Annotated in this window: 22 protein-coding genes; 8 read left to right on the forward strand and 14 right to left on the reverse strand. The window is 75.6% G+C overall.

Going from position 1 to position 25,131, the window contains the following annotated elements; genetic code table 11:
* Positions 1-12 precede the first annotated feature (12 nt).
* From hypF to ABT093_RS27000, 13 genes are all read right to left on the reverse strand, one after another.
* The gene (gene hypF, locus ABT093_RS26945; RefSeq protein ID WP_350568856.1) at positions 13-2,325 is read right to left on the reverse strand and encodes a carbamoyltransferase HypF; all 2,313 of its coding nucleotides are present in this window, start codon (positions 2,323-2,325) and stop codon (positions 13-15) included.
* On the reverse strand, positions 2,322-3,086 hold the full coding sequence (hypB, locus tag ABT093_RS26950) for a hydrogenase nickel incorporation protein HypB (RefSeq protein ID WP_350568858.1): 765 nt from the start codon (positions 3,084-3,086) through the stop codon (positions 2,322-2,324). The genes hypF and hypB overlap by 4 nt, the downstream gene beginning before the upstream one ends.
* Positions 3,087-3,090: 4 nt before the next feature.
* Entirely contained in the window at positions 3,091-3,477 is a 387-nt protein-coding gene (gene hypA / locus ABT093_RS26955) for a hydrogenase maturation nickel metallochaperone HypA (protein ID WP_350568860.1), read from the reverse strand.
* Positions 3,478-3,592: 115 nt separating this feature from the next.
* Positions 3,593-3,703, reverse strand: a complete 111-nt coding sequence (locus ABT093_RS41045; protein WP_502884322.1) for a DUF6893 family small protein — start codon at positions 3,701-3,703, stop codon at positions 3,593-3,595.
* A complete protein-coding gene (locus tag ABT093_RS26960; protein ID WP_350568861.1) occupies positions 3,697-4,203 on the reverse strand; it encodes a hydrogenase maturation protease in 507 nt (168 codons plus the stop codon). Before ABT093_RS26960 ends, ABT093_RS41045 begins: the two co-directional genes overlap by 7 nt.
* A complete protein-coding gene (locus ABT093_RS26965; RefSeq protein ID WP_350568863.1) occupies positions 4,200-5,570 on the reverse strand; it encodes a hypothetical protein in 1,371 nt (456 codons plus the stop codon). Before ABT093_RS26965 ends, ABT093_RS26960 begins: the two co-directional genes overlap by 4 nt.
* Positions 5,567-6,211, reverse strand: coding sequence for a DUF6084 family protein (locus ABT093_RS26970; protein ID WP_350568864.1), 645 nt, complete (start codon positions 6,209-6,211; stop codon positions 5,567-5,569). The genes ABT093_RS26965 and ABT093_RS26970 overlap by 4 nt, the downstream gene beginning before the upstream one ends.
* Positions 6,208-6,855, reverse strand: coding sequence for a DUF5947 family protein (locus ABT093_RS26975; RefSeq protein ID WP_502884323.1), 648 nt, complete (start codon positions 6,853-6,855; stop codon positions 6,208-6,210). The genes ABT093_RS26970 and ABT093_RS26975 overlap by 4 nt, the downstream gene beginning before the upstream one ends.
* Complete coding sequence (locus tag ABT093_RS26980) at positions 6,852-7,331, reverse strand: NifU-related iron-sulfur-binding protein (RefSeq protein WP_350568866.1); 480 nt, start codon at positions 7,329-7,331, stop codon at positions 6,852-6,854. The genes ABT093_RS26975 and ABT093_RS26980 overlap by 4 nt, the downstream gene beginning before the upstream one ends.
* Positions 7,328-9,112, reverse strand: coding sequence for a nickel-dependent hydrogenase large subunit (locus ABT093_RS26985; RefSeq protein ID WP_350568868.1), 1,785 nt, complete (start codon positions 9,110-9,112; stop codon positions 7,328-7,330). Before ABT093_RS26985 ends, ABT093_RS26980 begins: the two co-directional genes overlap by 4 nt.
* An 82-nt stretch (positions 9,113-9,194) precedes the next feature.
* On the reverse strand, positions 9,195-10,250 hold the full coding sequence (locus ABT093_RS26990) for an NADH-quinone oxidoreductase subunit B family protein (RefSeq protein WP_350568870.1): 1,056 nt from the start codon (positions 10,248-10,250) through the stop codon (positions 9,195-9,197).
* A 132-nt stretch (positions 10,251-10,382) separates the two neighbouring features.
* Positions 10,383-12,065 (reverse strand): enoyl-CoA hydratase-related protein, encoded by a 1,683-nt coding sequence (locus ABT093_RS26995; protein WP_350568901.1) that lies wholly within the window; start codon positions 12,063-12,065, stop codon positions 10,383-10,385.
* Between the two features lie 130 nt (positions 12,066-12,195).
* Positions 12,196-12,609 (reverse strand): winged helix-turn-helix transcriptional regulator, encoded by a 414-nt coding sequence (locus ABT093_RS27000; RefSeq protein WP_350568872.1) that lies wholly within the window; start codon positions 12,607-12,609, stop codon positions 12,196-12,198.
* A gap of 124 nt (positions 12,610-12,733) precedes the next feature.
* Between ABT093_RS27000 and ABT093_RS27005 the strand changes: the two genes are divergently transcribed.
* The 7 genes from ABT093_RS27005 (at position 12,734) to ABT093_RS27035 (ending at position 21,949) form a co-directional block, all read left to right on the forward strand.
* Positions 12,734-14,236: an MFS transporter gene (locus ABT093_RS27005; protein ID WP_350568874.1), complete on the forward strand. Its 1,503-nt coding sequence runs from the start codon at positions 12,734-12,736 to the stop codon at positions 14,234-14,236.
* Between the two features lie 229 nt (positions 14,237-14,465).
* Positions 14,466-16,112, forward strand: coding sequence for an ABC transporter substrate-binding protein (locus ABT093_RS27010; protein WP_350568876.1), 1,647 nt, complete (start codon positions 14,466-14,468; stop codon positions 16,110-16,112).
* Between the two features lies 1 nt (position 16,113).
* On the forward strand, positions 16,114-17,076 hold the full coding sequence (locus ABT093_RS27015) for an ABC transporter permease (RefSeq protein ID WP_350568877.1): 963 nt from the start codon (positions 16,114-16,116) through the stop codon (positions 17,074-17,076).
* On the forward strand, positions 17,073-17,924 hold the full coding sequence (locus ABT093_RS27020; protein ID WP_350568879.1) for an ABC transporter permease: 852 nt from the start codon (positions 17,073-17,075) through the stop codon (positions 17,922-17,924). The genes ABT093_RS27015 and ABT093_RS27020 overlap by 4 nt, the downstream gene beginning before the upstream one ends.
* Positions 17,921-19,696, forward strand: coding sequence for a dipeptide ABC transporter ATP-binding protein (locus ABT093_RS27025; protein ID WP_350568880.1), 1,776 nt, complete (start codon positions 17,921-17,923; stop codon positions 19,694-19,696). Before ABT093_RS27020 ends, ABT093_RS27025 begins: the two co-directional genes overlap by 4 nt.
* Positions 19,693-20,883, forward strand: coding sequence for an acyl-CoA dehydrogenase family protein (locus ABT093_RS27030; RefSeq protein WP_350568882.1), 1,191 nt, complete (start codon positions 19,693-19,695; stop codon positions 20,881-20,883). The genes ABT093_RS27025 and ABT093_RS27030 overlap by 4 nt, the downstream gene beginning before the upstream one ends.
* A gap of 25 nt (positions 20,884-20,908) precedes the next feature.
* Complete coding sequence (locus ABT093_RS27035; protein ID WP_350568884.1) at positions 20,909-21,949, forward strand: LLM class flavin-dependent oxidoreductase; 1,041 nt, start codon at positions 20,909-20,911, stop codon at positions 21,947-21,949.
* Here the strand turns inward: ABT093_RS27035 and ABT093_RS27040 are convergent.
* Entirely contained in the window at positions 21,933-24,644 is a 2,712-nt protein-coding gene (locus ABT093_RS27040) for a BTAD domain-containing putative transcriptional regulator (protein WP_350568885.1), read from the reverse strand. The genes ABT093_RS27035 and ABT093_RS27040 overlap by 17 nt on opposite strands.
* A gap of 12 nt (positions 24,645-24,656) precedes the next feature.
* Here ABT093_RS27040 and ABT093_RS27045 point away from each other — a divergent pair, with 12 nt between their 5' ends.
* Positions 24,657-25,070: a hypothetical protein gene (locus ABT093_RS27045; protein ID WP_350568887.1), complete on the forward strand. Its 414-nt coding sequence runs from the start codon at positions 24,657-24,659 to the stop codon at positions 25,068-25,070.
* The last annotated feature ends 61 nt before the right edge of the window (positions 25,071-25,131 follow it).

The raw sequence follows: 25,131 nt of genomic DNA on the forward strand, positions 1-25,131 counted from the left end.
CGCCCTCTCCTCTCAACCGGCGCCCGGACCGCCGGCCCGGGCGGCCACCATCAGCTGGCCGAGCGCCAGTCCGCCGTCGTTGGGCGGCACCCGGCGGTGCCGCAGCACGGTGAAGCCGTCGGCCCGCAGGCCGCGCCCGCAGGCGGTGGTGAGCAGCGCGTTGGCGAACACCCCGCCGGTCAGCGCGACCGTCTCCAGGCCGTGCTCCTCCCGGGCGGCCCGGCAGAGCGCGCGGACCAGCCCGGCCACCGCGGCGTGGAAGCGGGCGGCGAGCAGGCCGGCCGGCGCCCCGGCGGCGAGGTCCTCGACCGCCGCCGCGAGCACCGGGGCGGGGTCGCCGACCAGGACGCCCTCCTCGCGGCGCAGCGCGAAGGCGTACCCGTCGGCCGGGCCGTGCGCCAGTGCCGCCGCCTCCAGCTCGACCGCCGCCTGCGCCTCGTACCGCGCCAGCGCGCAGACCCCGGCCAGCGCGGAGAGCGCGTCGAACAGCCGGCCCATGCTGGAGGTCGGCACGCAGTTCAGCGAGCGCTCCAACTGCCTGCGCAGCACTTCCCGTTCGCCCTCGGGGCAGGCCCGGACGGCGGGCAGGCCGGGGGTCCACGGCAGGCCCGCCGCCCACAGGTGGGCGAGCGCCATCCGGTACGGGCGCCGCACCGCCGCGTCGCCGCCGGGCAGCGGTACGTAGGCCAGCCGGCCGAACCGGCGGTAGCCGTCGTAGTCGGCGAGCAGCACCTCGCCGCCCCACACCGCGCCGTCGTCGCCGTAGCCGGTGCCGTCGAAGGCGACGCCGATGACGGGGCGGCGGCCGTCCAGCCCGTGCTCGGCCATCGCCGAGGCGACATGGGCGTGGTGGTGCTGCACGGTGCGCCGCTCCGCCGCCGGGACGGTGCGCCGGGCGTGCCGGGCGGACCGGTAGCCGGGGTGGCGGTCCACCACCAGCAGCTCCGGCCGGACCCCGGTGACGGCCCCCAGCTGGGCCGCCGCGCGGTCGAAGGCGCCGAGCGTGGCGAGGTCGTCCATGTCGCCGAGGTGGCCGGACAGCCAGGCGTAGCCGCCGTCCGCCAGCGCGAGGGTGTTCTTGAGGTCCCCTCCGGCGGCCAGCGCGGGCCGGACCGGCACGGGCAGCGGCAGCGGCAGCGGGACGTAGCCGCGCGAGCGGCGCAGCGGCAGCTGCTCCCCGTCCACCACCCGCAGCACCGAGTCCTCGCACGGCACGTGGATGGGCCGGTCGTGGGTCAGCCAGCCGTCGACCAGCGGGGCGAGCCGCTCAAGGGCCTCCCCGTCGTCCGTCACGATGGGCTCGCCGGACAGGTTGGCGCTGGTCATCACCAGCAGTCCGGGGCCGGGCGGGGCGAGCAGCAGGTGGTGCAGCGGGGTGTAGGGCAGCATGAGGCCGAGGTCGGGGCTGCCGGGCGCCACCGCCTCCAGGGCCGCCGGGGCCGGGCCGGTGCGGCGCAGCAGCACGATCGGCCGGGCCGGGCCGGTGAGCAGTTCCAGCTCGACCGGGCCGGGCGCGGCCAGGGCGGTGATCTCCGCGAGGTCCCGGGCCATCAGGGCGAAGGGTTTGGCGCCGCGCCGTTTGCGCAGGCGCAGCCGGGTGACGCTCCGCTCGTTGTAGGCGTCGCAGGCCAGGTGGTAGCCGCCGAGGCCCTTGACGGCGAGCACCGCGCCCTCGCGCAGCAGGCGGCGGGCCCCGTCGAGGGCGGCCTCGCGCTCGGTGTCCGGCCGGCCGGGGACGGTGAGGGTGAGCCGGGGGCCGCAGGCGTGGCAGCAGACCGGCTGGGCGTGGAAGCGCCGGTCGGCGGGGTCGGTGTACTCGCGGTCGCAGTCCGGGCAGAGCGGGAAGCCGGCCATGGTGGTGTTGGCGCGGTCGTAGGGCAGGCCGGTGACGATGGTGTGGCGCGGGCCGCAGTTGGTGCAGCTGATGAACGGGTGCCGGTGGCGGCGGTCGGCCGGGTCGGCGAGTTCGGCGAGGCAGTCGGCGCAGGTGGCGGTGTCCGGCGGGACCAGGGTGCGGCGCGGACCGTCGTCCCGGGAGGGGGTGATGGCGAAGCCGCGGGCGCCGGTGGGCGGCAGGGGCGCGTGGTCGACCGCGGCGACCAGGGCGAGCGGCGGCGCGTCGCCGCGCACGCGGCGGCAGAACGCCTCGACCGCCTCCGGTGGGCCCTCGACCTCGGCCAGGACACCCTCGCCGGTGTTGGTGACGGTGCCGGCCAGGCCCAGCTCGGTGGCGAGCGCGAACACGAAGGGGCGGAAGCCGACGCCCTGGACGAGTCCGCTGACGGCCACCCGCCGCCGCCGCGGCCCGGTGACCGGTGCCGTCACGACCGCTCCGCGGCCGTGCCCGCGTGCTCGTGCTCGTGCTCGTGTGTGAGCGCGTGCGTGTGCCCGTGCTGCGGCGCGCCCGCCATCACCGGGCGGTGGACGGGCGCACCGTCCAGCACGGCGTGCGCCCGCTCCAACAGCTCCCCCGCCCCCAGCCCGGTGCGTGCCGAGGTGAACACCACCTCCACGCCCGGGTTGACCCGCGCGACGTTCGCCAGGAACGCCTCCCGGTCGAACTCCACCGCCGCCGCCAGATCGGCCTTGGTCACCAGCACCAGGTTGGCCAGCCCGAACGCCGTCGGGTACTTGAGCGGCTTGTCCTCCCCCTCGGTGACCGATGCCAGCACCACCCGCAGCGATTCGCCGAGGTCGTAGGAGGCCGGGCAGACCAGGTTGCCGACGTTCTCCACGAAGAGCAGCCTGGTGCCCTCCGGGAGCCAGCCGGCCAGTTGCCCGCTGAGCATCGCGGTCTCCAGGTGGCAGAGGCCGTCGGTGAGCACCTGCTTCACCGGGACGCCCGAACGGGCCAGGCGCACCGCGTCGTTCTCGGTCGCGAGGTCGGCGGTGAGTGCCGCGACCGCGATCCCGCGCTCGCGGGCCAGCCCGAGTTCGGCCTCCAGCAGCGCCGTCTTCCCGCTGCCCGGGCTGGAGAGCAGGTTCACCGCGACGGTGCCCCGGGCGAGCAGCCGGGCGCGCAGCTCGCGGGCGCCGTCGTCGTTGCGGGCGAGGACCGCCTGGCGGAGTTCCACCGTGCGACACATGGGTTCAGCCTTCCTGTCGGGCGCCGGCCCCGGCGGCCGGCGGGCGTTCGGCCCACTCGACGCCGAGGATCTGCAGTTCACGGCCGGCCAGCAGCTCGACCCGGCCGCCGCCGCAGTGCGGGCACCCCAGGTCGGGCGGCATGCCGACGGCCCACTCGGCCGCGCACGGCGCGCACCGGGCGCGGGCCGCCACCGCCTCGGTCTCCAGCAGGGCGCCCTCCACCAGCGTTCCGGCGCAGGCCAGTTCGAAGCAGAAGTCGAGGGCCGCGGGCACCACGCCGGCCAGTTCGCCGACCTGCAGGCGCACCCGCGCGACCGCCCGCGCCCCGTGCGCGCGTGCCGCGGCGTCCACCTGCTCGACGACGGCCGTCGCGATCGACATCTCGTGCATGGGCCCCGTTCCCGGCTGGAGGCGACAGGCCCCATTACAGGCCGCGGCGGCGGCGGCGGCCCGAAGCCGCGCCGCCGCCGCGGCCGGGACTACGCCGGACGCACCAACGCCCCGCTCACATCCGGCGGATGCGCAGATAGCGCTTGAGGTCGTCCAGGTTCTGCCAGACCACCACCGCCACGACGGCCAGCACGACCGCGCGCCGCAGGTTCTTCTTCTTCACCATGCTGAGGCCTCTCTCTTGGCTTGCGCGTGGGCACCGACGGTCCGCAGGACCAGGTGGACCGCCTCCTCGACGGCGGCGGCCACCGGTGCGCTCAGTCCGATCCCCTCCTCCAGCGACTGCGGTTCGCAGCCCACCACCAGGACCCGGCCGGGCGGAGTGCCGCCGGTGCCGGCGGCCAGGGTGCCGAGCAGCGCGAGCACGGCGTCCGGTCCCATCCGGTGCCCGTCCAGCACGGGCGCCTCCACCGGTCCGGCGTCCGCCTCGATCAGGTAGAGGGTGCCCGGCTCGCCGCCCCGGGCGGTGGCGTCGACGAGCACCAGCATCCGGTAGCCGTCGAGGAGTTGGTAGGCCAGGTGGACGCCGCGCACGCCGACGTCGAGCAGTTCGACGTCGGCCGGCAGCGGGTGCCCGCGCAGCCGCCGCACGGTCTCCACGCCGAATCCGTCGTCGCCGAGGAAGAGGTTGCCGACCCCGGCGACCAGCACCTTTCCCGGCGTCACGGCCCCTCCAGCGGGGTGATCTCGTCGGGCTGGAAATAGCGGAAGCGGCCCTGGGCGCGCCACAGGTCCGCCCCCGGGTCGTCCTCCAGCGTCACCGCCAGGTGCACCGAGCCGTCGACGTCGTGCAGCACGGCCTCCACGACGGCGGTGCGGCCGTCCAGGAAGAGGTCCTGGGCGTCGGTGCGCCGCCGTCCGGGGCGCAGCAGGACCCGGCTGCCGGCGCCGACCGCGCGGCCGTCGACCAGTACCCGGTCGGTGTCCGGGTCCACCCCGGGGTCGTCGCCCGGGTCCCACCAGGGCTGTCCGGGCGCGTCGCCGGTGATCTCGCGCAGGCCCCGGACGGCGCCGTGCAGCCGCTCCAGCACCTCGGGGGGCATCGAGTCGGCGAGGTCGATCACGGCGCCCGCCCGCTCGTCGGTGCCGCGGGCCTCGCGCTTCTCGCGGTCGGTCAGAGCGGCGGTCCGCAGGGCGAGGATCTCGTCGATCTCGGTGGCGTCGTAGAGCGCGCCCGGGCTCTCGGGGGCGACGACGGGATGGTCCTCCAGGATGATCGGCGAGGAGAGCACCACCCGGTCGCGGCCGGGCGGGCCGGCCAGCACCGGCCAGGTGTGCTCGTTGCGGCACAGCGCGGTGGCGGCCCGGGCCCATGCGGGCGGGTCGGCCGGGGACAGGAAGGTGCCGCGCTCCAGGCCGAGCAGCAGGTGGGCCGAGACCAGCGAGCGGGCCAGCGCCGCGTCCCGCGCCTCGTCGGGCCGCGGGGTCCAGTCGGTGGTGTTCTCCACCACGGCGGTCAGCAGCCGCACCCCGTACGGCCCCGGGACCTCCCGGGCGGTCAGCCGCAGCAGGCCGTCGGTCCGTTCCCGGCGGCGCAGCAGCCGGCCGGCGGTGGCGCCGCCGTCGTGCAGCGGTTCCGTCTCCCGGCCGGCCGGGAGGTGGAACGGCCGCACCAGCTCGCCGGCCAGCTCCTCGACGGGCACGACGAGTTCGATGCGCTCCTCGACCCCCTCGTCCCACGGCTGGAGGACCCGGTCGGCGAGTTCCAGTTCGTCGACCGGCTCGAAGCCGCCGGGCACGGCCCGTTCGACGGTGCGCCGCCGCACCCGCAGGAAGCGCAGTTCGACGGCCAGCCGGTCGCCGGGGCGCGGTTCCATCAGGCATTCGGTGCGCTGGTGGGCGTGCTCGCCGCGGTCCGCGCCGTAGCCGGGCGGGACGAGCACCCCGAACTGCCAGCGCAGCCGGTTCTTGGCCGCCGAGGCCCGGTAGGGGTAGAGCACGTAGCCCTCGAACAGGACGGCGTCGGCGATCTGCCGGGCGGAGGCGAAGGCGGCCTCGACCTCGGCGGTGAAGCCGGTGACGGGGGCGGTCACCGGGTCGCCTCGGCGAGTTCGGCGCCGGCCAGCAGGGCGCGCACGGTCGCCTCCCAGGACGGCAGGGCGCGGCGCGAGCGGTAGGCGAGCAGCGCGTCCATCAGCTCCTCGGGCAGCCGCAGCCAGCCGCAGCCCGGGAAGTGCCGGTCGATCGCCTCACGCCACACCTGAACGGGCATCCGCACCGAGGCCTCGCGGTCCCAGGGGACCGGGGAGACCTGGAAGCCGCCGGGGCCGGCGAAGGCGGTGCCGGAGAACAGCAGCAGCACGGGGACGTCGCCGCCGCCGAGCGCCCTGAGGTAGCGGGCGGCGGCGACGTCCTGGTCGTAGGTGCAGGGGACGGGCAGGTCCAGTTCGGTCTCGCCGGTGAAGCCGGGGACCATCAGCGGCACCTGGGCGAACTGGACCGGGTTGAGGGTGGTGCCCCAGCGCGGACGCTCGCCGAACAGGTCGGTGAGCCGCCCGGCCTCCGCCGCGTCGTAGCCGCGCCGGGCGGGTTCGATGCGCAGCTGGCAGCGCAGCGCCAGGGCGTGCACCCGGGTGTCGGGGGGCGCGGTGATCCGCAGCCGGAAGAGCAGGGTGGGTCCGGCGGCGTGCTCGGCCGCCCGGACGGCGGTGCAGGCGAAGGCGAGCGGGGTCACCGGGGTCCGTCCTCTCGCAGCGGCCGGGCCCGTTCGTCGAGCCGGGCGAAGAAGGCGTCGGCCTCGGCCCGGGCCTCGGGCCCGCCGTCGAACCCCTTCCAGCAGCGCCGCAGCCGGCCGACCAGTTCGTAGCAGGCGTCGATGGGCACCAGCAGGCAGTGGATGCCGGTGCCGGTGCGGCGCAGCAGCAGGGCCTCGACGTCGGGTTCCAGGGCGGCGGCGAGGGCGCTGTCGCCGAGGGCGGCCCGCCAGGCGGCCTCGTCCGGTTCGCTCTCGGTGGCGCCGCCCGGGCCGGGGTAGAGCAGGACGAGCCGGTCCTGGCGGGCGTTGCGGAACAGGAAGGCGGTGGAGACCGGGATGCCGAGGGCCGCCCACGCCTGCTCGCCGATCCGGTGGCCCGGGTCGGCGAGGTGGCGGTCGGGGACGTGCCGGTAGCGGCCGCCGGCTGCTCCGGGCTGCCGGAACAGCAGTCCGCAGGCCGTGCAGACGCAGGTCAGGGCCTGTTCCTCGGTGTCCACCAGGTGCCGGTGCGCCGGGGGGACGCCCTGGCCGCAGAAGGCGCAGCGCTCCGGCTGCGGCGGCGCGGGCTCGCGCAGCCGGTGCAGCAGGGCGGTGCCGGGGCGGGTGATCTGGCGGGTGCTCACCGGGCGGCCTCCGCCGGGGTGCCGGGGCGGGTGGCGATCTGCAGCAGCCGGGGTTCGCGTTCGACCACGGTGGCCGTCACCTCGGGCGCGTGGCAGGCGAGGAGGGCCTCGATGTCCTGCTCGGAGCAGCCGCAGCCGCCGCCGGTGCGCAGCAGCCGGGCGGTGCCGGTGTCGGGGTCGAAGCCGGCCAGCCCGACGGGTTCGGGCAGGGCGGCGAGCGCCCGGCCGATCCGGGCGGCGGTGTCCTCGGGGTGCAGGTCGTGCAGGACGAGCAGGCCGGCCACCGCCGGGTCGTCCAGCAGCGCGGTGAGGGCGGGCGGCGGCAGCGCCTCGACGATCCGGGCCAGGCCCTCGTGGTAGAACTCCATGAGGTCGCGGGCCAGTTGCTCGCCGGCCTCGCGCGCGCCCCGGTCGGCGAGCGCGTCGAGCCGGTCGAGGGCCTCCTGGATCCGCAGCCCGGTCCGTTCCGCCGTCATGCGGTGAGTCCGCTCAGGCCGGTGGGCACGTGCATCTGCTGGACGGTCCGGCCGCCGCCGACGTACATGTGCACGCCGCAGGGCAGGCAGGGGTCGAAGCTGCGGACGGCCCGCATGATGTCGATGCCCTTGAAGTTCTCCGGGGGGTTCTCCTCGAAGATCGGCGTGTTCTGCACGGCGTCCTCGTAGGGCCCGGGGGTGCCGTGGCTGTCGCGCACGCTGGCGTTCCACGGGGTGGGCGGGTAGGGGTGGTAGTTGGCGATCTTGCCGTCCCGGATCACCAGGTGGTGCGACAGGACGCCGCGCACGGCCTCGGTGAAGCCGCAGCCGACGGCCTCGTCCGGCACCTCGAAGCGCTCCCAGGTCTGGCTGCGCCCGGCGCGCACCTCCTCCAGCGCCTTCTCGGTGAAGTGCAGGGCGCAGGCGGCGGCGTAGGCCTGGAAGTAGGTGCGGGCGCGGTTGCGCTCCAGGGCGTTGCTCCACTGCGGGATCGTCCACTCGAAGGTGGTCTCCGGCTTGGTCATCGAGCGCGGCAGGCTGATCCGCACGCTGTGCCCGGTGGCCTTGACGTAGCCGATGTCGACGAGCCCGGACAGGGCGGTGGACCACAGACGGGCGAGCGGGCCGCCGCCGGTGTCGAGGGCGAGGTGGTCGGTGCCGTCGAACCAGCGGGGGGACATCACCCAGCTGTACTTGCCGTCGAAGTCGCGCTTCTGCGGGGCGGGGATGGTGTGCTGGTTCCAGGGGTGGCGGGGGTCGACCGGGTTGCCGAGCGGGTCGTGGGTGACGAACAGTTCCTCGCCCTGCCAGTCCTGGTAGTAGGAGCTGCCGAGCAGGATGCGGATGCCCAGGTTGATCCGGGTGAGGTCGTTGGTGACCAGCTTGCCGTCGACCACGACGCCGGGGGTGACGAACATCCGCCGGCCCCAGTCGGTCATGTTGCGGTAGGTGAAGTCGCAGTGGTCGGGGTCGTTGAGGCTGCCCCAGCAGCCGAGCAGCACGCGCCGCCGGCCGACCTCCTCGTAGCCGGGCAGCGCCTGGTAGAAGAAGTCGAAGAGGTCGTCGTGGAGCGGCACGACCTTCTTCATGAACTCCACGTAGCGCATCAGCCGGGTCAGGTAGTCGGTGAACAGCTGGACGGTGGCCACCGTGCCGACGCCGCCCGGGTAGAGCGTGGAGGGGTGCACGTGGCGGCCCTCCATCAGGCAGAACATCTCCCGGGTGTAGCGGCTGACCTGGAGCGCCTCGCGGTAGAACTCGCCCTCGATGGGGTTGAGCGCGCGCATGATGTCGGCGATGGTCCGGTAGCCGTGGTCGCCGGCGTGCGGGGCCTCGGTGCGTTCGGCGAGGTCCAGGACGCCGGGGTTGGTCTCGCGGACCATCTTCTCGCAGTAGTCGACCCCGACCAGGTTCTCCTGGAAGATGTTGTGGTCGAACATGTACTCGGCGGCCTCGCCGAGGTTGATGATCCACTCGCCGAGGTGCGGGGGTTTCACGCCGTAGGCCATGTTCTGCGCGTAGACCGAACAGGTGGCGTGGTTGTCGCCGCAGATGCCGCAGATCCGGCTGGTGATGAAGTGGGCGTCGCGGGGGTCCTTGCCCCGCATGAAGACGCTGTAGCCGCGGAAGACCGAGGAGGTGCTGTAGCACTCCGCGACCTTCTTCTGCTTGAAGTCGATCTTCGTGTGGATGCCCAGGCTGCCCACGATCCGGGTGATCGGGTCCCAGGACATCTCCACCAGACCGCTGCCGTCCCCGGCCGCCCTGGTCGTCGCTGTCATCGTGTCTGTCATGCCCTTCTGGAGGCGGGGAGGGGGGTGCGGCGGCGGGGCCGCCGCGCACGGGGCGCGGCGGCCCGTCCGGTCACCGCGGCGGGCGGTAGCCGGTGGTCAGGGTGGGCCCGGTGTGGCGCCACCTGGGTTCCTTGTCGAGCGTGGCCAGGGTGATCGCGCGCAGCCGGCGGATCACCGAGCCGTAGGTGCGGCTGACCCTGGTCGACACCGTCGAGCCGGGCGGCGGGTCCATGAACGGCATGAACTTGTCGGGGAAGCCGGGCATCGTGCAGGCGATGCAGATGCCGCCGACGTTCGGGCAGCCGCCGATGCCGTTGATCCAGCCGCGCTTGGTGACGTTGCACTTGACGACCGGGCCCCAGCAGCCGAGCCGCACCAGGCACTCGGGCGTGCCGTAGTCGGTGGCGAACTGCCCCTGCTCGTAGTAGCCGCCCCGGTCGCAGCCCTCGTGCACGGTGGCGCCGAACAGCCAGGCGGGCCGCAGCTTGTCGTCCAGCGGGATCATCGGCGCGGAGCCGGCCAGCTGGTAGAGCAGGTAGGTCAGGGTCTCGGCGAAGTTGTCGGGCTGGATGGGGCAGCCGGGCACGCAGACGATCGGCAGACCGGCCTTGGACTTCCAGTCCCATCCGAGGTAGTCGGGCACGCCCATGGCGCCGGTCGGGTTGCCCTCCATGGCGTGGATGCCGCCGTAGGTGGCGCAGGTGCCGATCGCGACGACCGCGGTGGCCTTGGGGGCGAGGCGGTCCAGCCACTCACTGGTGGTGATCGGCTGGCCGGTGGCCGGGTCGTCGCCGAAGCCGCACCAGTAGCCCTCCTCCTTGATCCGCTCGTTGGGGATGGACCCCTCGACGACCAGGACGAACGGGTCGATCTCGCCCCGGTCGGCCCTGAAGAACCACTCGACGAAGTTGTCGGCGCCCTGGACCGGGCCGCACTCGAAGTCGATCAGCGGCCAGTGCACGGCGACCTTCGGCAGGCCCGGCAGGGCTCCGGTGACGATCTCCTCGATGCTCGGCTGCATGGCGGCGGTCAGGGCGACCGAGTCGCCGTCGCAGCTCAGACCGGCGTTGATCCAGAGAATGTGCACCACGTCGGTGTCGGTGGCGCTCGTTGCTGCAGCACCCATGAGGATGCCTCCTCGGAACTGGGAGCCGGACGATATGGCTCAGAACTGTCATAACAGCCCCCGGCCGCTCCCGCCGGTCCACGCAGCCGGGCGCGGCGTCCGAACGGCCGCCATCCGGGTGGGCCGTCCGGGTCACACCGTGGCGGCGGGGGCGGGCAGCTTGCGGACGAAGGCGGCGCGCAGCGCGTGGTAGGGCGCGTGCGGGTCGAAGAACTGGCGGCGCATCACGGCGAGCTCGGCCGTCCGGTGGTCGGCGAGCGGCCTGGCGCGCTCGTCGGCCTCGCGGGCGGCCTTCTTGGCGGCGATCCGGCCGTGCACCGTCGGCGAGGCGGCGGTCAGCCGGGCCAGCCGGGCCGCCCGCTCGCCGAACTCCTGCGGGGTGCAGGGCAGCACCCGGTCGACCAGCCCGAGGTCCAGGGCGGTCGCGGCGCTCACCGGCCGCGCCTGTTCGGTGAGCCGGCGGGCCTGCTCCGCGCCGACCCTGCGCGGCAGGGTGTACGTCCAGTACTCCGAGCCGTGCAGGCCCATCAGCCGGTAGTGCGGATTGAGCACGGCGCCGCGGCGGCACCAGACCTCGTCGGCGGCCAGCGCGAGCATCACCCCGCCGGCCGCCGCGTTCCCGCCGAGGGCGGCGACCACCAGGCGGTCGGTGGTGGTGAGGACCGCCTCGACCAGGTCGTCGATGGCGTTGATGTTCGCCCATGACTCGGCCGCCGGGTCGGCGGCCGCCTCGATCACGTTCAGGTGGATGCCGTTGGAGAAGAAGTCGCGGCCGCCGCCGAGCACCAGCACGGCGGTCGGCCGGGTCAGCGCGAAGCGGTAGGCGTCCAGCAGGCGGCGGCAGTGGCCGGTGCTCATCGCGCCGCCGGGGAAGGAGAAGCGCAGCAGGCCGACCGGTCCGTCCTCGGTGTAGCGGATGTCCGACCAGACCGGGTCGTCCCCGGCCGGCATCAGCGGGGCGGGCAGTTCGGGCAGCCGGGGCAGCGTGTCGCCGAGGGCGGTGACGGCGGGCAGCTTCACCGTGGCGGGGCCGCCCGGGCGGCGCCGGCGGCGCAGCTCCGGGATCCAGACCGCGCCGTCGGCGGTCGCCCGGCACAGCGCCCCCGCGCGGGTGGCCAGCGGCTCGCCGGGGCGCCCGCGCAGCGTCCGCTCGGGGTGGCCGCCGTGCAGGTACCACTGCCCGCCGAGCAGGTCGTCCAGCACGCCGGGCCGGGAGTCGGCGGCCCGCAGCGTGCGCACGACGGTGTCGGTGTCGTCCCGCGCCCAGTCGATCCGCCGCGCCTCCTGGCGCAGGTAGGGGCGGGTGTGGTCGGGCGCGTGCCAGTCGGGGCCGCTCTGCGGGCGCGGGGTGTGGGTGCCGGAGGCGAAGCGCCGCACGGCCCGCAGCACCGCCTCGACGGCGGCGTCGGCGACCTCGCCGCGGTAGAGGTCGCTCTTGGCGGCGGGGGGCAGCGGGCAGGGCTGCCAGGCCCAGACGGGGCCGGCGTCCATCACCGCGTCGGCCTGCAGGACCGTCACGCCCCAGTCGGCCGCGCCCTCGTGGATCGCCCAGTCGAGGGCGGAGGGGCCCCGGTCGCCCGGCGGGCCGGGGTGCACGACCAGGCAGGTGACGGTGGACCAGACGTCCTGCGGCAGCGTGGTGGTGAGCATCGGCGCGATCACCAGGTCCGGGGCGGCCCGGCGCACCGCCGCGCGCAGCGCGCCGTCGTCCCCGGTGGCCAGGTGGACCTCCACCGGGTGGCGCCGGTCCCGCAGTTCGGCGTGGATCCGCTGGGTGAGGCTGTTGTACGCGCTCGCGACGAGCAGGATCCGCATGTGCGCCTCCGGCGGTGTGGACACCCGTGAACGCGGCGATCATCTCCCCCGTCCGGGCCCCGGCCGGCCGCGCCGCTCCGCCGGGTCACCCGGGCGGCGGGGCCCGGGGTGCGGCGGGTGCGGCGGCGGGTCAGAGGTCGGTGCCGGTGGCGCCCTGCTCGCGGTCGTAGGCCTCGCGGGAGTGGGCGATGGTCTCGCGGTGGCGCTCCGCCCAGGCGGTGAGGCCCTTGAGGGAGGCGTAGAGCTCGGCGGCCATCTCGGTGCCGCGGTACTCGACCTTGGGCGGGACGGTCGGGTGGACGGTGCGCTCCAGCAGGCCGTCGCGTTCGAGGTTGCGCAGCGTGAGGGTGAGCATGCGGCGGCTGATGCCGGGGATGGCCCGTTCGAGTTCGGTGAAGCGGACCGGGCCGTGGCTGACGTTGAGCAGGATGCCGATCGCCCACTTGCCGCTGATCCGGTTGAGCGCCTCCAGGACGGTGCAGGCCTCGCGTTCGGCGGGCGGCGCCCCGGCCTCGTCGATCACATCGCTGTTCCCCAGGAACATGAAAGTGCCTCCTTACGGTGGACTTGATGGTCACACATGATGGGCGCTGTAACAAGAAGTGCCCTCAGGGAGCGCGGGCGCCACCGGGCGCCCCTCCCGGGCCATTCCCCGAAGGACTCCTCCGATGACCACGCACGCCCCGCCGTCCCTCCAGCCTTCCAGGTCACGCTGGTTGGCACTGGGGGTCCTCTGCACCGGCAACCTGATGATCATCCTCGACGGCTCCATCGTCACCGTCGCCCTGCCCACCATCCAGACCGACCTCGGCTTCACCCAGTCCGGCCTGGCCTGGGTGGTGAACGGCTATCTGATCGCGTTCGCCGGACTGCTGCTGCTCTCCGGCCGGCTCGGCGACCTGCTGGGCGGCAAGCGGGTGTTCAGCGCGGGCCTGGGCCTGTTCACGGCGGCCTCGCTGGCCTGTGGCCTGGCCTCCTCCTCGACGGCGCTGGTGGTGTTCCGCTTCGTCCAGGGCGTCGGCGGGGCGCTCGCCTCGGCCGTCGTCCTCGGCATGATCATCACCCTGTTCCCGGACGGCGGGGAGCGCGCCAAGGCGCTGGCCGCGTACGCCTTCGTGTCCGCCGCCGGCGCCTCGCTGGGCCTGATCCTCGGCGGTGTGCTCACCCAGAGCTTCAGCTGGCCGTGGGTGTTCTACGTCAACGTGCCGATCGGCCTGGTGGCGCTGGTGCTGACGCAGAGCGTGGTGCCCGGCGGAGCGGGGCTGGGACTGCGCGAGGGCGCCGACCTGGTGGGCTCGGTGCTCGCCACCGGCGGGCTGATGCTGCTGGTCTACACCATCATCAAGGCCGAGGAGTACACCTGGGGCGACGGCCGCACGCTCGGCCTGCTGGCCGGTTCGCTGGTGCTGCTGGCCGGCTTCGTGGTCCGCCAGGCCTACGCCGCCAAGCCGCTGCTGCCGCTGCACATCTTCCGCTCCCGGGCGGTCTCCGGCGCCAACGGCATCATGGTGCTGATGGTGGCCGGCCTGTTCGGCTACCAGTTCTGCACCGCGCTGTACTTCCAGAACGTGCTGGGCTACGACGCGCTGAAGACCGGCCTCGCCTTCCTGCCCGCGCCGGTCACCATCGCGATCGTCTCGCTGGGCTTCGCGGTGAAGCTCAATCAGAAGTTCGGCCCGCGCCGGGTGCTGGTCGCCGGCCTGCTGCTGGTGGCCGCCGCGCTCGCGCTGCTGGCCCGGGTGCCGAGCGACGGCAGCTTCCTGGTCGACATCGTGCCGCCGTTCGTGCTGCTCGGCCTCGGCTTCGGCGCGGCCATGCCGGCCCTGATCGGCCAGGCCATGTCGGTCGGCTCGCCCAACGACGCCGGCATCGCCTCCGGCCTGGTGAACACCACCCAGCAGGTCGGCGCCTCGATCGGCACCGCCGTGCTGGCCACGGTGGCCGCCTCCCGCTCGGCGACCCTGCTCGGCGACGGGAAGAGCCCGGTGGAGGCGCTGACCGGCGGCTTCCACCTCTCCTACGGGCTCAGCGCGGTGTTCGTCGCGATCGGCGTGCTGGTCGCCGCCTTCGTCCTGCGCAGCCCCGCGTCCGCCCCCGCCGCCGCGGGCGGGGCCGAGGACGCCCCCGGACCGGACCTCACGTCCGCGGACTCCCCCGTGCCGCAGACCTGACGGTCCCGGTGCGGCCGTTCCGGCCCCCGGAACGGCCGCACCCCTCCAAACCACCCGTGCCCCGGTTCAGGGCCCTGATAGGGGGACGGACAGGGGGGTCGGATCCGCCGGGAGCCAGCAGACTCGTCGCACCGCCCGCGGCCGGCGCCGTTCGCCGCCCCCGCCGGACGGGCAGGCGCCCGACGCCGCCCACCGCTTCCCCGCTTCGCGCAGGATCGAGAAAGAACCCATGTACACCAGACGCCGCTTCCTCCGCCTCCCGGTCGCCGCCACCGCCGTCGGCCTCCTCTCCACGGCCGTCCTCGCGGGCTGCTCCGACTCCTCCGCCCCGCCCTCCGCCAAGAGCGGCGGCGGCACCCTGCGCTACGGCGCCGCCGTCGAACCCGACAGCTGGGACCCGCACGCCGCGTCCACCGCCGTCACCGGGCGGCTGCTGCGGCCGGTGCTGGAGTCGCTGGTCGCGGTGGCGCCGGACGGGACGGTCAAGCCGTGGCTGGCCGAGTCGTGGACGGTGACGCCCGACGGGCTGACCTACACCTTCACGCTGCGCAGCGGAGTGACGTTCAGCGACGGCACGCCGTTCGACGCCGCGGCGGTGAAGGCCAACTTCGACCACGTCACCGCGGCGAAGACGGCGTCCAAGCGGGCGGCCGGCCTGCTCGGGCCGTACCGGGACACCGAGGTCGTCGACCCGCGCACGGTGGCCGTCCACCTGACGGCCCCGCACGCCTCCTTCCTCAACGCGGCGGGCAGCACCTTCCTCGGCTTCCACTCCCCCGCCGCGCTGCGCGACCACGCGGGCGACCTCTCCTCGGGCGGGCGGTTCGTCGTCGGCACCGGTCCGTTCACCTTCGAGTCGGTGACGCCCGGCCAGCAGGCGGTCTTCAAGCGCCGGCCCGACTACGCCTGGGCCCCGCCGACCGCCGCCCACCAGGGGCAGGCGAAGCTGGAGAGCATCGTCGTCCTGCTGCTGAAGGAGGACGCCTCCCGGGTCGGCGCGCTGACCTCCGGTCAGGTCGACGCGGCCGAGCTGATCCCGGCCAACCGGCTGGCCGGGCTGCGCGGCCAGAACGGCGTCCAGGTGGTCCGCAAGGCGGTGCCCGGCGTGCCCTACACCTACTACCTCAACACCGCCCGGGCGCCCTTCGACGACCTGCGCGCCCGGCAGGCCGTGCGCCACGCCGTCGACTTCGCCGGCATCGTCAAGGGGATCTTCCAGGGCGAGTACCAGCAGGCCTGGGGGCCGCTGGCACCCTCCACCCCCGGCGCCGACGAGCTGCTCGCCAAGCCCGCCTGGGAGTACAGCCGGGAGAAGGCCGAGCGGCTGCTCGACGAGCTCGGGTGGACCGGGCGCGACGCCGACGGCTACCGCACCAAGGACGGCAAGCGCTTCACCGTCGAGCAGCCGTACGTGCAGACCTTCGTCTCCGCCCAGAACCACACCTTCGACGTCGGCGTCCAGGACGCGCTGAAGCAGGTCGGCATCGAGCTGAAGCTGGTGCCGCTGGACTCCGCCGGCTCCATCGGGCGCACCGGCAAGGGCGACTACGACGTCTTCGCCTTCGCCTGGCAGGGCTCCGACCCCAGCCTGCTGGAGAGCCTCTACCACTCGACGAAGCAGTTCGGGGGCGGCGGCGCCAACGGCGCCCGGGTGCACGACGCGCAGATCGACACCTGGCTGGACCAGGCCGAGGCCACCGTCGACGCCGGGCAGCGGACCGAGCTGTACCGCAAGGTGCAGCGGCGGATCGTCGAGCAGGCGTACTCCTTCCCGGCGTACATCGCCACCATGGACGTCGCCCTGCACCCCAAGGTGAGCGGGCTGGCCCTGGACGTCGACGCCAACACCGACTTCTACGGCATCGGGGTGGCCTGAGGTGGCCGACCGCGTCCGGCAGGTGCCGCCCTGGGCCAGGTTCGCGGCCCGGCGGCTGGCCGCGGGGCTGGTGGTGGTGTGGGGGACGCTCACGGTGACCTTCTTCGCCCTCCACCTCGCCCCCGGCGACATCGTGGACGGACTCATCGGGCCGGGCGCCGCCGCCACCCCGGCGCTGCGCGACCAGGTCATCGCCGAGAACGGCCTCGACGACCCGCTGCTCGTCCAGTACGGCCGCCAGCTCGCCCGGCTGGCGGGCGGCGGCCTCGGCTGGTCGTACCAGCTGAACGAGCCGATCGAGCGGCTGCTGGGCAGCCAGCTCGGGCCGACCGTCGAGCTGGCGCTCGCCGCGCTGGTCACCGCGCTGGTGCTGGCGGTGCTCGCGGCCGTGCTGACGGCCGGCCGGGGGCGGGCGGTGCGCGGCGCGGCCGGCGTCGTCGAGCTGCTGATGGTCTCGATGCCCTCGTTCTGGCTGGGCATCATCCTGCTGACGGTGTTCTCCTACCAGCTGCACGCGCTGCCCTCGATCGGGGCGGACGGGCCGGCCGCGCTGGTGCTGCCGGCGCTGGCCCTGGCGCTGCCGCTGGCCGGGGTGCTCGCCCAGGTGATCCGCCAGGAGCTGGAGAGCGCCGACGGCCGCCCGTTCGTGCTCACCGCGCGCTCGCGCGGCCTCGGCGCCACCGCCGTGCTGCTGCGGCACACCCTGCGGCACGCGCTGCTGCCGCTGACCACGCTGGCCGGGTTCGTGCTGGGCAGCCTGTTCGGCGGCGCGGTGCTGGTGGAGAACATCTTCACCCGCCCGGGTCTGGGCCGGGTGCTGGCCAACGCCGTCGGCTCGCGCGACCTGCCGGTGGTCAGCGCGCTGGTGGTGATCTCCAGCGCGGCGTTCGTCCTCATCAACACCGCGGTGGACCTGCTCCACCCGCTGATCGACCCCCGGCTGCGCGAGGGAGGGCCCGCATGAGCAGCGTCACCGCCCTGCCGGGGCGCCCGGCCGCCGCCCGCCGGGGCGCGCTGCTGCGCTCGCCCGCGCGGCTGGCGCCGCTCGTGCTGCTGGCCGCCGTCGCCGTCGTGCTGGCCTTCCCCGGCCTGTTCGCCACCCACGCCCCCGAGGCGACCGACGTCGCCTCGGCGCTGCGCCCGCCGGGCGCGGACCACTGGCTGGGCACCGACCAGCTCGGGCGCGACGTGTGGTCGCGACTGGTGCACGGCACCCGGCTGTCGCTGCTGATCGCCGTCGGCGCGACGCTGGTCGGGGTCGGCGGCGGCGCGCTGCTCGGCCTGCTCGCCGGGTGCGGCGGGCAGCGCGTCGACTTCCTGCTGATGCGGGTGGTGGACGTGCTGCTGGGCTTCCCCGAACTGCTGCTCGCGCTGCTCGTGGTGGCGCTGCTGGGCGGCGGCACGGTCAACGTCGCCCTCGCCATCGGCATCGCCGGGGTGCCCAACTACGCCCGGCTGGTGCGCGGGCAGGCCCGGCTGGTGCTGCGCGCGGAGTACGTGGAGGCCGCGCGGGTGCTCGGGGTGCCGGCCTGGCGCTCGGTGCTGCGGCACGTGCTGCCCAACGTCGGCGGGCCGCTGGTGGTGCTGGCCTCCATCGGGCTGGGCTCGGCCGTCATCTCGGGCTCCGGGCTGAGCGTGCTCGGCCTCGGTCCCGTCCCGCCGGAGGCCGACTGGGGGTCGATGGTCGCCGACGGCAAGGACTTCCTGCAGACCGCCTGGTGGATCTCGATCGCGCCGGGCCTGGCCGTCTCGGCGGTGGTGGTCTGCACCACCCTGATCGGCCGTTCGCTCCATCTGAAGGCGGTGCGATGACGACCACGGAGACGAAGCCGACGACGGCCGGCGCGGAGGCGCGGCAGGCGGGCGACCTGGTGCGGGTGGAGGGCCTGCGGGTCACCTTCCCCGGTGCGGCGCGGCCCGCCGTGGACGGGGTGTCGCTGGCCGTCGGCCCCGGCGAGTGCGTGGCGCTGGTCGGCGAGTCCGGTTCGGGCAAGTCCGTCACCTCGCGTTCGCTGATCGGGCTCGCCGGCGCCCGGGCCCGGGTGGCCGCGCGGACGCTGGAGGTGGCCGGGGCGGACGCCTCGGGCTACCGCGAGCGGCAGTGGCGGGCGGTGCGCGGCCGGCAGGTCGCGATGGTCTTCCAGGACGCGCTGACCGCGCTGGACCCGCTGCGCACGGTCGGCGCCGAGATCGCCGAGGCGGCCCGGCCGCACGGCGGCGCCGGCCGGGACGGCACGGCGGCCCGGGTGGTGGAGCTGCTGACCGAGGTGGGCGTGCCGGAGCCGGAGGCCCGGCGCACCCAGTACCCGCACCAGCTCTCCGGCGGGCTGCGGCAGCGCGCGCTGATCGCCTCCGCGCTGGCCGCCGGGGCGCCGCTGCTGGTCGCCGACGAGCCGACCACGGCGCTGGACGCGATCGTCCAGGCGCAGATCCTGCGGCTGCTCGGCCGGCTCAAGGACGAGGGCCGCGGGCTGCTGCTGGTCAGCCACGACCTGGCGGTGGTGGCGCAGCTGGCGGACCGGGTGCTGGTGCTGCGGCAGGGCGAGGCGGTGGAGAGCGGGGAGGCGCGGCGGGTGCTGTCCGCCCCGGAGCACCCGTACACCCGGATGCTGCTGGCCGCGGTGCCCTCGGGGCGGCCGGCGGCCCGGCGGCCCGGTTCCTCGGCCGCGTCCGGCCCCGACACCGGTTCCGACACCGGTTCCGACACCGGTTCCGACACCGACTCCGGTTCCGGGGAGCCGCCGGTGCTCGCCGGGCGGGGGCTGGTGAAGTCCTTCGCCCCGGGCGGGCCGAGGGCGCTGGACGAGGTGGCCTTCACCCTGCGGGCCGGCGAGGCGCTGGGCGTGGTCGGCGAGTCCGGCTCGGGCAAGACCACGCTGGCGCGGGTCGCGATGGGCCTCACCCGCCCGGACGCCGGGGAGGTGCTGCTGCACGGGCGGCCCTGGTCCGCGCTGCCGGAACGGCAGCGGCGCCCCGCCCGGCCCGCGGTCCAGTTCGTCCAGCAGGACCCGTACGCCTCGGCGGACCCCCGGTTCACCGTGGCGCGGATCGTCGGCGAGGGGCTGCCGGGACTGCGGCGCGCCGAGCGGGCCCGGCGCAGTGCCGAGCTGCTCGCGCAGGTCGGGCTGCCGGCCGAGCTGCTGGACCGCAGGCCGCACCAGCTCTCCGGCGGCCAGCGCCAACGGGTCGCCATCGCACGGGCGTTGGCCACCGGTCCCGAGGTTCTGGTGTGCGACGAGCCGGTGTCGGCGCTGGACGTCTCGGTGCAGGCGCAGGTGCTGGAGCTGCTGGACCGGCTGCGGCGCGAGACGGGCATCGCGCTGCTGTTCATCACCCACGACCTGGCCGTGGTGCGGCAGGTCGCGGAGCGGGTGCTGATCATGCGCGGCGGGTCGGTCGTCGAGGAGGGCGACACCGAACGGATCTTCACGGCCCCGGCCCACCCGTACACCCGGGCCCTGCTGGACGCCGTCCTGCGGCTGCCGCCCGGTACGGCCGGGGACGCCCGCGGCACCGGGCACGAGAGCGAGCGGGCCGGCGGGCACGACGGCGAGCACGAGCACATCACGAAGTGGGAGAAATGACCGACACGACGACAGAGGCCGCCCCCGGCGGGGCCGAGAAGTGGCTGCGGCGGGCCGAGGCGGTGGCCGGGGAGCTGGCGCCCGGGGCCGCCCGGCGCGACCGCGAGGGCGCGGCGCCGGTGCGGGAGATCCGGCTGCTGAAGGAGACCGGGCTGGTGACCCTGCTCGGGCCGGTCGAGCACGGTGGCGGCGGCCAGGACTGGTCCACCGCGCACCGGGTGGTGCGCGTCCTGGCTGCGGCCGACGCCTCGGTCGCCGAACTGCTCGCCCACCACTACGTCTGGGTGTCCATCGCCGAGTTCATCGGGACCGAGGAGAAGATCCAGCACATCGGCGAGGTCGCGGCCCGCGCCCGGTGGTTCTTCAGCGGCTCGGCGCGGCCTCGCTCGGCCCCCCTGGTGATCCGGGACACCGGCGGGCACATGCACTTCCACGGCCGGCTGGAGCGCGTCCTGGGCCACCCGGTCTCCGACATCACCATCCTGGAGGGCCACCTGGAGGACGGCGCCACCCCGATCAGCGCGCTCGCCATGAGCGCCCACGAGGGGCTGTCCTTCGAGCCCGCCGAGGAGGAGTTCGGGCTGCGCGCGCTGGTGGCCGGCACGGTCGTCGCCGACTCCGCGGACATCCCGTGGACCGGAGCGCTCGGCCACGTCGACAAGACCTTCGTGCCCCGGGTCTACAACGGCTTCCTCGCCCCGGCCTTCCAGCTCGCCCGGGCCAATGTGCTGATCGGCGCCGCCCGCGGGGCGCTGGAGGCCGCCGCCCGTCAGGTCCGCGAGCAGGGGGCGCGGGACCAGGAGGCCGACCCGGCCGTGGCGGAGGCGGACCGGCGGTTCGGCGAACTCGCCTCCCGGCTCTGGGCGGTGGAGGCGTTCGCCGACGCGGTCGGCGCCGAGGCCGACGCCCTGCACGCCCGCCGCCGCACGGTGACCGAGGAGGAGCGCGGCCGGCACGCCGTACGGGTGGCGGCGCTGGCCGCGCAGGCCGGCGAGGCCGCCGAGGCGGTCACCGCCGGTGCCCCCGCCGCGGCGGGCGCCGGGGGCACCCGGGCGGCGGCCGGGCTGGACCGCCACTGGCGCGACGCCCGCGCCCGGCGGGCGCACGACGACGACCCGGCGCGCGCCCGGGCGGTGGGGCGCCACCTCCTGCACGGCGAGACCCCCCGGCCCACCTGGTACGCGTGACCCCCGCGAGAAGGAGCACCCCGGCATGACCAGCACGCCCCCGATCCCCCTGTCCGTCCTGGACATCTCGTCCATCGACACGGCCGGCCGCCCGGCCGACACCCTGGCCGGCACCCGCCGGCTGGTGGAGGCCGCCGACCGGCTCGGCTGCACCCGGTTCTGGGTGGCCGAGCACCACAACTCGCGCGGTATCGCCGGGTCCGTCCCGGCCGTCCTGCTGGCCGCCCTCGGGGAGCGCGCCGGCCGGATCCGGATCGGCGCGGGCGGGGTGATCCTGCCCAACCACCCGCCCTACGCCGTCGCGGAGGCCTTCCGGACGCTGGCCGCGCTCTTCCCCGACCGGGTCGACCTCGGCATCGGCCGCTCCGGCGCGGACCCGGTCCTCGCCCACGCCCTGCGCCGGGCGCCCGAGGAGGACTACCCCGCCGCTCTGGAGGAGCTGCTGCGCTTCCTCGGCGACGGCTTCCCGGCCGGGCACGCCTACCACCGGCTGGAGGCGCTGCCGCAGCCGCCGCGGCCGCCGCAGGCCTGGCTGCTCGGCGCCAGCGTGCGCAGCGCGGTGGAGGCGGGGCGGCGCGGGCTCCCGTACGCGTTCGCCCACCACTTCTTCAACTCGCGCGGCACCGAGGAGGCGCTGCGGGCGTACCGGGAGAACTTCCGCCCCTCGGCCCGGGCCGAGCGCCCGCACGCCATCGTCACCGCCTTCACGGTGTGCGGCGAGACCTCGGAGCAGGCGCGCCGGCTGGCCGCCCCGGCGCTCTTCCCGGTGCTGCGGCTCGACGGCGCCGCGCCGACCGCGCCGCTGCCCACCGTCGAGGAGGCGCAGGCCTATCCGTGGACGGACGCCGAGCGGGCCGCCGCCGACGCGCTGCTCGGCGCCCAGGCGGTCGGCGACGCGGGGGAGGTCCGCCGCGCCCTGGCGGACCTGCTGGAGCGCACCGGCGCGGACGAGCTGATGGTGACCAACAACGTCACCGACGCCGACGAGAAGATCCGCTCGCTGGAGCGGGTGCGGGAGATCGCCGACACGCTGCCGGTCCCGGCCGGGGTCAGCGCCCGGGCGTGAGGTGCCGCGCGCGGGCGGGGCCGAGGCTGTCGAGGATGCGCCGGTGGTGGGTGGCGAGCCAGACGCGTTCGGGCTCGCCCGGCGGGCAGCGGTCCAGGGCGTGGTCCAGGCAGCGGACGGCGAGGGCGTCGTCGCCCGCGGCGGCGGCGCGGGCGGACGCCGCCACCAGGGCCTCCCAGGCCCGGCGCTCCATCGTCTCCACCGGGGTGCCGTCGGCCTCGGCCAGGGCGATCGCCCGGTCGTGGTGGAAGGCCAGCAGGCCGGGCCGGGGCACCTCCAGCAGGCCCGCCCAGGCGGCCGCCCGCAGGTGGCGTTCGACCAGGACGCGGCCGGGCAGCTGGGCCAGCGCGACGTCCCGGCTGACGGCGTGCCGGAAGGCGTACTCGACGTCGCCGGGCACGCCGCTGCGGCGCACCCGGCGCAGCAGCTCCCGGGCCTCCAGCGCCTCCAGGACGCGGGCCACCTCCTCGGTGTCCCGCAGGCTGACGGCGGCCACCGCCCCGCGCCAGAGCGTGGTACCGACCACGGCGGCGTCGCGCAGCACCGAGCGGGCGGTCCGGTCGAGGCCGTCGAGCTGGGCGGCGGCGATGGCGAGCACGGCCTCGGGGTGCCCGGCGGCCGGGCCCGCGCCGGTGGCGGGGGTGCGGGCGTAGGCCTGGGCGAACAGCGGGTTGCCGTCGGCGAGCACCGCGCGGCGGTCATCGGCGGGGGTGGGCCGGGCACGCCCGGCGGCGGCGCCGACGACGGTCGCGGTGGCCGCGGTGGACAGCGGCGCCACGTGCAGCAGCACCGAGCGGCGCTTGGAGCACCCCCAGGACGGCGTGCTGTGGAGGAGTTCGGAGCGGGCGCCGGCGACCATCAGCAGGGCCACCGGGCCGAGCCGGACGGTGAGTTCCTCCACGAAGGAGCGGACGAAGCCGGCGGCGCGGTGCAGGTCGTCCAGCACCACCACCAGCGGGCGTTCGGCGGCCGCCTCCTCGATGAACTGCCGCAGCACGTCCAGCACCTCCTCCCGGGGGACCGGCCGGCCCGCGGCGGCGGCCGGGGCGGGCAGGCCCAGGCAGGCGGCCAGCGCGGCGACGGCCCGGTCGGCGGCGGCGTGCGGGAACAGCGCGCGCACCACGGTGGTGAGCGCGGGCAGCACGACGGCGGGCGGGGCGCCCGGGCGGATGCCCGCGTAGGCGCGGACCACACCGGCGAGCGGCTCGTACGGGGTGTGGGCGTCGAAGGCGGGCGTGCCGGCGTGCAGCACCCGGGGGGCCGGGCGGTCCGGCGCGGCGGGCAGGGTGGCGGTGAACTCGCGGATCAGCCTGGTCTTGCCGATGCCGGGCTCGCCCAGCACGGTGACCAGGTGCGGAAGTTGGCGGCGGACGGCGTCCTGGTGGGCGCCGCGCAGCAGGTTCAGCTCATGGGTGCGCTCCAGGAACGGCGGCTCGGCGGGGCTGCCGGGCAGCGCCCGGCCGGCGGGGCGCCCGCCGGTCAGGCGGTGGACGCCGGGGGTGCCGTCGACGGGGGCGAATCCGAGGTCCGCGCCGCCGGCCCCGACGGTGGCGGCGCAGGCCCACAGCTCGCCCCGGGGGACCCGCAGCAGCAGGTCGTGGCAGGCGTCCAGGACCTCGCCGGTGACCTCCACCGGCTCGGGCGCTTCGGCGTCGTAGGTGACCACCACCTCGCCGCTGCCGACCACCAGATGGGTGACCGGGCGGGCGGCGCCGGCCTCGCTGCCGGGGGCGGGGACCGCCTCGGGGCCCGCGCCGGGTGCCGTCCCGGGAGCCGCGAAGTGCCGCCGCAGGGCGAGCGCGGCGCGCAGGGCCCGCTCGGCGTCGTCCTCGTGGGCCCTCGGGACGCCGAACACCACCAGCCACACCGAGCCGAAGGCGCGGCGCACCAGTCCGTCGAACGGCTCCGTCTCCCGGCGGATGTCGGCGGTCAGCTCCTTGATGGCGTGGTCGATCCGCTCGGGGGCGAGCGCGCCGCCCCCGGCCGGCCACTGGGCGCGGACCATGACCACGCTGGCGCGGCGCCGCTCGACCCGTTCCCAGACGGGGCGCCGGGCGTGCCCGGGGACGGCCCCGGCGGGGGCGGGCGCCTCGGCGACGGCGGGCGCGGCGGGGCGGGGGCGGTGCTGCGGCGCGGGCTGCGGGGGGACGCGCTCCGCGGCCGGCCGCACCGTCCGGAGCGCGGAGGGGTACGACGGCGACGGCGGGAGCGGCTGCGGGACCCGGGGCACGGCGGCCGGTTCCGGGACGGTGCCGCCGGTGAGCCGCAGGGCCGGCACCGGCTCGTGGCTGAGGATCGCGCGCTGGAGCCGCCGCAGGTCCCGGCCGGGCTCCAGGCCGAAGCGGTCGGCGAGCAGGTCCCGGGTGCGCCGGTAGCGCTCCAGCGCCTCGGGCTGGCGCCCGCAGGTGTAGAGGACCACCATGAGCTGGGCGACCAGCCGCTCGCGGGTCGGCTCGGCCTCCAGCAGGTGCTCCAGTTCGCCGATCAGCTCGCGGTCCCGCCCCATCGCCAACTCGGCCTGGATGCAGTCCTCGTGGACGGCCAGCCGGGTGCCCTGGAGGGCGGCCAGCTCGGGCCAGTTGAGCCCGGCCTCGGTCACGTCGGCGAGCACCGGGCCGCGCCACAGGCCGAGCGCCCGGCGCAGCAGCTCCGAGGCCTCCGCCCAGGCGCCGGCCGCCAGCCGGGCCCGACCCAATGTGACAAGCTCATGAAATTCCGTGAGATCGAGCTGTGCCGGGTCGATTTTGAGCAGGTAACCGGGCACAGTGGTATTCAGCGCGACATTCCCGCCCGGCCCGGCCGGAACCGCCTGGAATGCCCGGCGCAGCCCGGCCACCGAGTTCTGCACCATTTTCCGGGCCGTGGACGGACGATCGTCGCCCCAGAGCGCCGCGATTATCTCGTTGATTCCCACCACGCTATTCGCGCGGAGCAGCAGAACACCCAGCAGCGCCCGCTGCTGAAGGCCGCGTATGGGCACCTCGGAGCCGTCGGAGAGCACTTCAAGCGGCCCCAGAACATTGAATCGCACCCTGCCCCCTCGACTCTCGGCGAATCCGGAAAACACCATTCCGAAGAATGTTCCCGATGGTACATCAGGGCGGCCCGGGTTCTCCATTGACCGCCCGTCAAATCCGCCCCGGCATACCGCCGGCAAGCCGGGCCGGCGGTCCGCCCGGGCA

The organism is Kitasatospora sp. NPDC002551, assembly GCF_040296005.1.
Classification (GTDB): Bacteria; Actinomycetota; Actinomycetes; order Streptomycetales; family Streptomycetaceae; genus Kitasatospora.

Excerpts from the sequence above, each read along its gene's own strand:
- hypB (WP_350568858.1), bottom strand. The coding sequence starts at position 3,086 with ATGTGTCGCACGGTGGAACTCCGCCAGGCGGTCCTCGCCCGCAACGAC.
- hypA (WP_350568860.1), bottom strand. The coding sequence starts at position 3,477 with ATGCACGAGATGTCGATCGCGACGGCCGTCGTCGAGCAGGTGGACGCC.
- ABT093_RS41045 (WP_502884322.1), bottom strand. The coding sequence starts at position 3,703 with ATGGTGAAGAAGAAGAACCTGCGGCGCGCGGTCGTGCTGGCCGTCGTG.
- ABT093_RS26980 (WP_350568866.1), bottom strand. The coding sequence starts at position 7,331 with ATGACGGCGGAACGGACCGGGCTGCGGATCCAGGAGGCCCTCGACCGG.
- ABT093_RS26985 (WP_350568868.1), bottom strand. The coding sequence starts at position 9,112 with ATGACAGCGACGACCAGGGCGGCCGGGGACGGCAGCGGTCTGGTGGAG.
- ABT093_RS26990 (WP_350568870.1), bottom strand. The coding sequence starts at position 10,250 with ATGGGTGCTGCAGCAACGAGCGCCACCGACACCGACGTGGTGCACATT.
- ABT093_RS26995 (WP_350568901.1), bottom strand. The coding sequence starts at position 12,065 with ATGCGGATCCTGCTCGTCGCGAGCGCGTACAACAGCCTCACCCAGCGG.
- ABT093_RS27000 (WP_350568872.1), bottom strand. The coding sequence starts at position 12,609 with ATGTTCCTGGGGAACAGCGATGTGATCGACGAGGCCGGGGCGCCGCCC.
- ABT093_RS27005 (WP_350568874.1), top strand. The coding sequence starts at position 12,734 with ATGACCACGCACGCCCCGCCGTCCCTCCAGCCTTCCAGGTCACGCTGG.
- ABT093_RS27010 (WP_350568876.1), top strand. The coding sequence starts at position 14,466 with ATGTACACCAGACGCCGCTTCCTCCGCCTCCCGGTCGCCGCCACCGCC.
- ABT093_RS27020 (WP_350568879.1), top strand. The coding sequence starts at position 17,073 with ATGAGCAGCGTCACCGCCCTGCCGGGGCGCCCGGCCGCCGCCCGCCGG.
- ABT093_RS27025 (WP_350568880.1), top strand. The coding sequence starts at position 17,921 with ATGACGACCACGGAGACGAAGCCGACGACGGCCGGCGCGGAGGCGCGG.
- ABT093_RS27030 (WP_350568882.1), top strand. The coding sequence starts at position 19,693 with ATGACCGACACGACGACAGAGGCCGCCCCCGGCGGGGCCGAGAAGTGG.
- ABT093_RS27035 (WP_350568884.1), top strand. The coding sequence starts at position 20,909 with ATGACCAGCACGCCCCCGATCCCCCTGTCCGTCCTGGACATCTCGTCC.
- ABT093_RS27045 (WP_350568887.1), top strand. The coding sequence starts at position 24,657 with ATGAAATTCCGTGAGATCGAGCTGTGCCGGGTCGATTTTGAGCAGGTA.